This is a genomic window from Ginsengibacter sp. (assembly GCF_057362405.1).
In genome coordinates, this window is sequence record NZ_JBMQQG010000164.1 from 1 (window position 1) to 8,038 (window position 8,038).

Annotated in this window: 4 protein-coding genes and 1 pseudogene; all 5 read left to right on the forward strand. The window is 39.9% G+C overall.

Annotated features, from left to right (window positions below):
- Positions 1–340: 340 nt before the first annotated feature.
- On the forward strand, positions 341–3,562 hold the full coding sequence (locus ACO1O5_RS13755; protein ID WP_486271135.1) for a SusC/RagA family TonB-linked outer membrane protein: 3,222 nt from the start codon (positions 341–343) through the stop codon (positions 3,560–3,562).
- A 21-nt stretch (positions 3,563–3,583) separates the two neighbouring features.
- On the forward strand, positions 3,584–5,353 hold the full coding sequence (locus ACO1O5_RS13760; RefSeq protein ID WP_486271137.1) for a RagB/SusD family nutrient uptake outer membrane protein: 1,770 nt from the start codon (positions 3,584–3,586) through the stop codon (positions 5,351–5,353).
- Between the two features lie 35 nt (positions 5,354–5,388).
- The gene (locus tag ACO1O5_RS13765; RefSeq protein ID WP_486271139.1) at positions 5,389–6,957 is read left to right on the forward strand and encodes a DUF5123 domain-containing protein; all 1,569 of its coding nucleotides are present in this window, start codon (positions 5,389–5,391) and stop codon (positions 6,955–6,957) included.
- 99 nt (positions 6,958–7,056) lie between these two features.
- Complete coding sequence (locus tag ACO1O5_RS13770) at positions 7,057–7,782, forward strand: rhamnogalacturonan acetylesterase (protein WP_486271141.1); 726 nt, start codon at positions 7,057–7,059, stop codon at positions 7,780–7,782.
- A 4-nt stretch (positions 7,783–7,786) separates the two neighbouring features.
- A pseudogene (locus tag ACO1O5_RS13775) lies at positions 7,787–8,038 on the forward strand (hypothetical protein); the annotation flags it as partial.

An 8,038-nucleotide genomic window follows, 5' to 3' on the forward strand; every position in this document is an offset into this window, starting at 1 on the left:
AAGGAAATTAAATCGGCTAAATCCTCTATTGATATTTTCATTAACAATGCTGGCAGTATTTTAAGGGATCTTGCCGTAAACCATACTGATGAATACGGAGATAAAGGAAGTGCGGTGCCATAAATGAAAATAAAGTTGCTGCAAAATTATCACGGGTTAAAAGTGGCTTGGTTAATTCGACGCAGGAAAATAAATATAATTAATATTAGAGGGGGAATTGTATAAGCTAACGGAGTAGAATATACGCCCGTCTAAATCGACCGAGATGTACGGTCAATTTGTCGAAATTAAAAATCAATTATAAAAAACTAATTCTTGTTCATTTTAATACAGCTTGTTTATGAAAACAAAAATTTATTTTTTACTGCTATGCCTGTTCTCCTTTACTGTTGTAACGGCGCAGACTAAAATTGTAACAGGAACAGTTACTTCTGATAATGGTGAGCCGCTACCCGGCGCAACGGTAAACTTAAAGGGAACCAAAACAAACACAACTACCAATAGTACGGGACACTATTCTATATCAGTGCCTGCAACAGGTAAACCTGTTTTGGTTTATAGCTATGTAGGCAGTGAAGACAAAGAAGTAAATGTTGGCTCCCGCACCAATATTGATATCTCGTTGGTACTCGGCGCCTCAAAACTAAATGACGTGGTTGTAGTGGGATATGGTACCGTTAGAAGAAAAGATCTCACCGGATCTGTTTCATCCATTAATGCGAAGGATTTAAAAGATATTCCTATTAATTCCGCTGAAGAAGCATTGGCAGGCAGATTAGCGGGCGTGCAGGTAACGGGCTCTGAAGGTTCGCCCGACGCACAGGTGCAGATAAGAGTAAGAGGTGGCGGCTCCATTACGCAGGACAATTCGCCATTGTATGTAGTGGATGGAATTATTGTAGATAATGCCCTTTCTACTTTATCACCGCAGGATATTGAGTCTATAGATGTATTAAAAGATGCGTCTGCCACTGCAATTTACGGAGCCCGGGGAGCTAATGGTGTTGTAATAATAACTACTAAAGGTGGTCACCGGGGAAAAAGCACCGTCTCCTATAACGGGTTCGTAGGATTTCAAAAAGTTCAAAGGGAACTGAGTGTATTGAATCCGTATGATTTTGTGTTATATCAATACGAAAGGAGCAGGGGAAGTACGCAAAATGAACAAACTTTTTTAAATACCTATGGAACATGGAACGATCTTTCTCTATATAAACAAGCGCCTTTTGTAGATTGGCAAAACCAGGTATTTGGCAGAAGCGCCATGATGCAGACACATAACCTTAGTATATCCGGCGGCGGAGATAAAACACAGTTCAACCTCAGCGCCACCTATAATAAGAATGATGCAGTAATGCTCAATTCAGACTATGATAGGAAGCTCATCAACTTCCGGCTTAATCACCAGGTAAGCGATAAATTTAAAGTAGGATTTAATGTTCGATTCGATAACCAGGTTATTAATGGAGCAGGCACTTCAAACCCGGGTAGTAGCGGATTAAATTTCCTCAGGCAGGCTGTGCGTTATATTCCCTACTTGTCCCCCGGACAGGAAATTGCCAACTACGACCCGGAATTAATAAGCGAAACCAGTGGCAATGGATTGTACATTGTGAATCCGTTATTATTAATAAACAACCAATATAAAAGGCAGTACCAAACCTTAGCAGGCGTAAGTGGTTATGCTGATTATGCATTAACCAAATTTCTTTCTTTCAGAACAACGGTTGGGTTCGATTATCATGATTATAAAACTAATAGTTATGATGATAGTTTAAGTTCGAATGCAATATCTAATGGCTCTGGTATGCCTATTGCCACTGTGCAGACTAGCAACACGCAAACATTTGATAATTCGAACGTGTTAAGTTTTACTAATAGAAAATTTAGTGGCGATTTTAATAAGAATAATACCATTGATGTAATAGCAGGGCAGGAAACGTATGAGGTGCGCAATTCCAATAATACGATTATACAGCGATTTTTTCCGTTAGGAACAAGTGCTGAAAAAGCTCTGGGAAATTTAAACCTGGCAAGCCCGCCAACAGGAATTGCTGAACCTGCTCCCACTAGTAGCCAGGATGTACAACGCATCTCGTCTTTCTTTGGCCGCGTAAATTACGCGTATAAGGATAAATACCTTGCTTCCGTTAGTATGCGTGCAGATGGCTCATCTGTGTTCGCTCCCGGTCGTCAATGGGGTTATTTCCCGGCAGCTTCAATTGCCTGGAAAATGTCGGAAGAAAAATTTATGCAAAACCTGGAACCATTTATTTCTAATGTAAAACTCAGGTTGAATTATGGTGAAGCGGGTAATAACAGGATTCAATCATTTCTTTTCCTGACCCAGTTTAATACCAGTCAGAATTACTATGGATTGCAAAATCAGTTAGTGACTGCTTTTGGTTCCGCAGCGCTTGCGAATTCACTATTAACATGGGAATCCAACATTTCAAGAAATGCAGGGTTGGATTTTTCATTATTCAATAATCATCTTCAATTAAGCCTGGATTATTACCGCAATAAAACTAAAAACCTGCTGGTTGCTGTTCCGGTGCCAACAACTTCAGGCTATACCACCCAGATACAAAATGTGGGGGCTACTTCCAATAATGGATTTGAGGCTCAATTAAGCTCAGCAATTATTCAAACAAAGAATTTTAGCTGGAACGCGAGTTTCAATATTTCTTTCAATCAAAACAAAGTATTGAGTCTCGGCCGGCAAACTTCCTATCTTCAGAGTTCAGGATGGGCAGGGTCAAATAATCCTGCCGATTACATCGTAAAAGTAGGAGCACCGGTAGGCAGCATGTATGGTTTAGTGAACGATGGTTATTACTCCGTGGATGATTTTAATTATGATCCCGGAACACAGAAGTATACACTAAAGGCAGGAGTACCTAATGATATAAGTGTTACAGGTCTAACGCCGCAACCCGGCATCATTAAATACAAAGATCTCAATGGCGACAGTGTAGTAAATAGTAATGATGAACAAATTATTGGCAATGCCAATCCCAAATTTTTCGGAGGATTAAATCAACAAGTTGTTTTTAAGAATTTTGATTTGAGCGTATTTATAAACTTCCAGGTAGGTAATGATATTTATAATGATAATAAACTTGAATTTGGCAGCGGATACACGCCTAATGCTAATTTGTTATCCATAGAAAAAAATCGCTGGCGTACCGTAGACGATAATGGTAACGTGGTAACGGACCCGAAAGCGCTTGCCGATTTAAATAAGAATGCAACTTTGTGGCGCCCCATTACTACAGGAAGTGCCTTTTACCCGCAAGCCTGGGCTGTCGAAAAAGGATCATTTGCCCGCCTTAATAATATCACATTCGGGTATACTTTACCGCAATCACTTACTGAAAAAATAAAGATTCAAAGATTCAGGGCTTACGTTACGCTAAACAACCTTGCAGTAGTTACCAACTATAGTGGTTACGATCCTGAGGTAAACACAAGAAGATCTACTCCCGCAACACCAGGCGTTGATTTTTCTGCATATCCGCGTAGCACCTCCTATATCTTAGGCGTAAATGTGACTTTCTAAAATTTTTTAAATTTTTTCGTTATGAAAATAAAATTATTCTCTTACCCGCTGATAGCCATAACGGTTCTTATATCCGTGATTCAACTTAGTTCGTGTAAAAAGTACCTGGACCTTAAACCAGTATCTTCATTTGGTCCCGAAACTGTTTTTGGTACCGTTGCTAATGCGCAAAAAGCTGTTTTAGGTGCTTACCAGGAACTTTCAGGCGACCAGGGATATGGCATTCGTGTAAGTATGTATTTTCCGTATGATAATGATGTAATGATGGGTGCGGGCGGCCATGGTGATAATGACCGAAGAGATATTGGCAGGTATAATCTCACACCAGGAAACCTGCAACTGGCTAAACCTTTTAATCAAATGTATGAAGGAGTGGAAAGAGCCAATCAATGTATCAAATACATTCCCCAAATGGATTTATATAATAATGGTTCCCCGGGTAACCAGGCCGAGTTGAAGAGACTTTATGGGGAGGCACTAACATTAAGAGCACAATATTATTTTGAATTGGTTAGAAACTGGGGAGATGTTCCTGCACAGTGGCAACCTTCAGCCGATCAGCCCGATTTATTTTTAGCAAAGACGGATCGTGACAGTATTTACGATCATATCCTGAACGATCTGCAAATTGCCGAAGATTTGGTTCCATGGCGCTCTGGCATATCTGCCCTTGGAGATCCTAACGATGAAAGAATTACGAAAGGTGCTGTTAAGGGACTAAGAGCCCGTATCGCATTATTCAGGGGAGGCTATTCGTTACGAAAAGATAATAAGATGGAACGTGGTAGTAATTACCTGGATTATTACAAAATAGCAGATGCTGAATGTTTATCAATTATTCAATCCGGCGAACATGCTCTTGACCCTGGTTACAGAGACTTATGGCAGAATCAGCTCGATGCACACCGGATTGATCCCTATGGCGAAATAATGTTCCAGGCTGCAATGGCCGGTGGCACATCAGCTACTGATAGTAAACTGGGAAAGTATAATGGACCTAATGGGAGTCTGGTTATATTACCTACCTACTTTTATATGTTCGATTCGATAGATACACGCCGGGATGTAACAATCGCTCCTTTTAAAATTAGCAACGATAATTCGCTTTCGGGAGTTGGTATCACGAGTCTTTACGACGGGAAGTTCCGTCGTAACTGGATTACCAATCCATATATCGATATCAGTAACCAGGCGCAAAACTTTAGCCTCAATTGGCCCATACTGCGTTATTCCGATGTTTTATTAATGTATGCTGAAGCAGAAAATGAAATTAATAACGGTCCTACGCCCGGAGCAATTGACGCTTTGCAACAAGTGAGGAAACGTGCCTATGCAGGCAATGAAGCATTGATTGGAACACCGCCTTCTGATAAGGATGGATTTTTTAATGCCATTGCGAATGAGAGGGCATTAGAGTTTGGCAGCGAAGGAATTCGCAAATATGATTTGATAAGGTGGAATTTGTTAGGGCAAAAATTATCCGAAACCAAACAAGCGTTGGCTTCCATGGCTGCAATGGCGCAGCCTTACGATATGCTGCCAACGTCTATGTATTATATACCCAATAGTGATCCTGCAAATTATATTGATTGGGTAAGTTCGTTTTACCAACCAGCCCCTTCATCCACACCCGCGGGTGCTACTAAAATTACATGGATCAGCAGTTCGGTAAACACCGGCAACTTTTCTTATTATGCTGAAGGGTTCAAACCAAATCATAGTGAGTTATTACCTATTCCGCAACAATCAATAGATGCCAATCCAAACCTGACACAGGATTACGGGTATTGATCTATTTATTAAAAAAAATGATAAAAGAGATAGTCATGAAAAAATTAAGATATCAAATAATAGTCGCGGCGCTGGTTTCAATAGTGATCTATTCCTGCGAGAAAAAACCAATAGAAAGGTTTGTTCCCGACAGGATGTTTACGCCTACAGGAGTTACTGTTACCGGTGGAGATACCGCCGTTACCATTAGCTGGCCTTCATCGCTTTTTTCGCAAGGAAGCGGCGTAACTTATACAGTGGAAGTTTCACAGGATTCTCTTTTCCAGGCTACGCCGGATTTATCTCTTACAGTAGATAATACTTTTAGAACAATAACGGATGATACGCTTAAAGACAGGACGCCGTATTTTGTAAGGGTAAAGGCAAATGCCATCAATGCTTCCGCTGAATCAAACTGGGTGACGGGCAACGTCCGGTTTAGCCTGGTAGGTGTTCAGATATTTAAGGCAGTGCAAAGTGCAGATGTTTTGGATGTTGAAGCAATTTTGAGATGGACAACCACCCCGGGTGTTAACAAGATTGTAATTACAAAACCTAACGGTGATACCATAGACGTACCTTTAACTACCAACGATAATACCGCCGGAGAAAAATTAATAAAAGGGTTAACAGGAAATACAACTTACACCGCTGAAATTTTTGCTGGTACACGGAGTAAAGGTTTGATAAGTTTTACTACCCGGTCGTCTGTTACCGGTAATAATATTATTGATCTCAGAAGCATAGCCGATCAACAGGTTCTATACGATACACTGCCGCAAATACCTGATGGCTCTATCGTTCTGCTGGCGAGAGGCGCAACCTATAGAATTCCTGCTGCTTACACGTTTAACAAATCTGTTTCTATTATGAGTGGATTAGGTTTTGGGGACCCGGCCATATTGTTGTTGTCAAGTAACTTTGATGCAACCGGAAACATTGACACCTTAAGCTTCTCCGACCTTACGATTGCCAATGATGGTAGTTCCAGTTACTTCATGAATGTGGGACATGCTGCTACTATTGGAACCATGAACATTTCCAACATTACAACACAAGGAGTTTTTAATAATTCTTTTATCAGGTTGAAGACGTCGGGAGACGAAATTGTTAATTTGAATATTAAAAATTGTATTATAGATAGCTTTGGCATCGCATCTAAATATGCGGTGTTATATGCTAATGCCAGCAGCAATGCTAAAATTGATAATATAGAAATCGATAACAGTACTTTTTATTCTTTCTATTATTTCATAAGACAGGACGGTATTACGGGAACCTCTCTTAATATAAACAACTGCACCTTTAACGACATGATAAATAACGGCGGCTATTTCGTTAATTATTCGGGAACATTTCCTACTGCATTTAATATAATAAATTCAATTTTCGGAAGTACGATTGATCCTGCCAATGCAAATGGAATTAAATCCTCTGGTAACGCAGCATTGAGTAATTGTTATTTAACTTCTGATTGTGTATTCAGCGCAAATCCCATAACGGGTGGCAATACCTATTCGGGTATTGCAACAGATCTATTTACTGATCCGGCAAATGGAAATTTTACTATTAAGGATAATTCATTCGCTGGTAAAAGTACCGCAGGTGATCCCAGGTGGAGATAGTTTGGACCAATCAGGGGAATTGTTGTAATGAACCTTTTGAAATGATAAATGATAATGCATAAAAGTACGGGTCGAACTTCGTGGAATAAAGGATTCCTAATGACATTGCTCATAATGTCATTTGCTTTGCCGCAAAAAAATAAGATTACGGTATATCTCATTGGTGACTCAACCATGGCGGATAAGGAAGTGATTGCTTATCCTGAAACCGGCTGGGGGATGCCCTTCCACTATTTTTTTGATTCGACTGTCACGGTGGATAACCGTGCAAAAAATGGCAGAAGCACAAGAACTTTTATTGAAGAGGGAAGATGGCAACCTGTTGTTGACAATCTTCATGAAGGTGATTATGTGCTCATTCAATTTGGGCATAACGATGAAGTACCCACGAAAAAAAGTTTTACAACCGAAGATCAGTTTGTAGCAAACCTTACAAGATTTGTTTCCGAATCAAGAAACAAAAAAGCAATTCCTGTTTTAATAACTCCGGTTGCAAGAAGGAAATTTGATTCAACAGGCAAGATTGAAGAAACCCATGCCGCCTATACGCAATTGGTAAAAGGTGTTGCAAAAAAATACGATGTTCCATTAATTGATTTAGACGAAGAGAGCCAGCAACTCGTGCAACAACTTGGCCCTGAAACATCAAAGTATTTATACAATTATTTGTCGCCCGGTGAGAATCCGCATTACCCTGAAGGCAGGGAAGATAACACTCATTTCAGCGAATTAGGCGCAAGAAAAATGGCGGAGATTGTTTTGCACGATATCGAAAATTTGAATCTTGAATTATCAGATCGCATTCGGGTTATTAAACAAAAATAAAATAGTGATTAAACCTCTTCATAAAGATAATACGAACTTAAAAAACGAGAGTCCTCTTTGTATGAAAGGAGGCGGAACGATGCTTGCGTTAGTTGTCACGATTGCACTTTTATCATTCATTCCCCCAATCAAAAAGAAGACAACCATCTGGATGATTGGAGATTCAACAATGTGTTTGTATGATTCTTCACGCTTTCCCCTGACTGGCTGGGGAATGCCTTTTGCAGAATATTTTGACTCATCGGTAATAATAAAA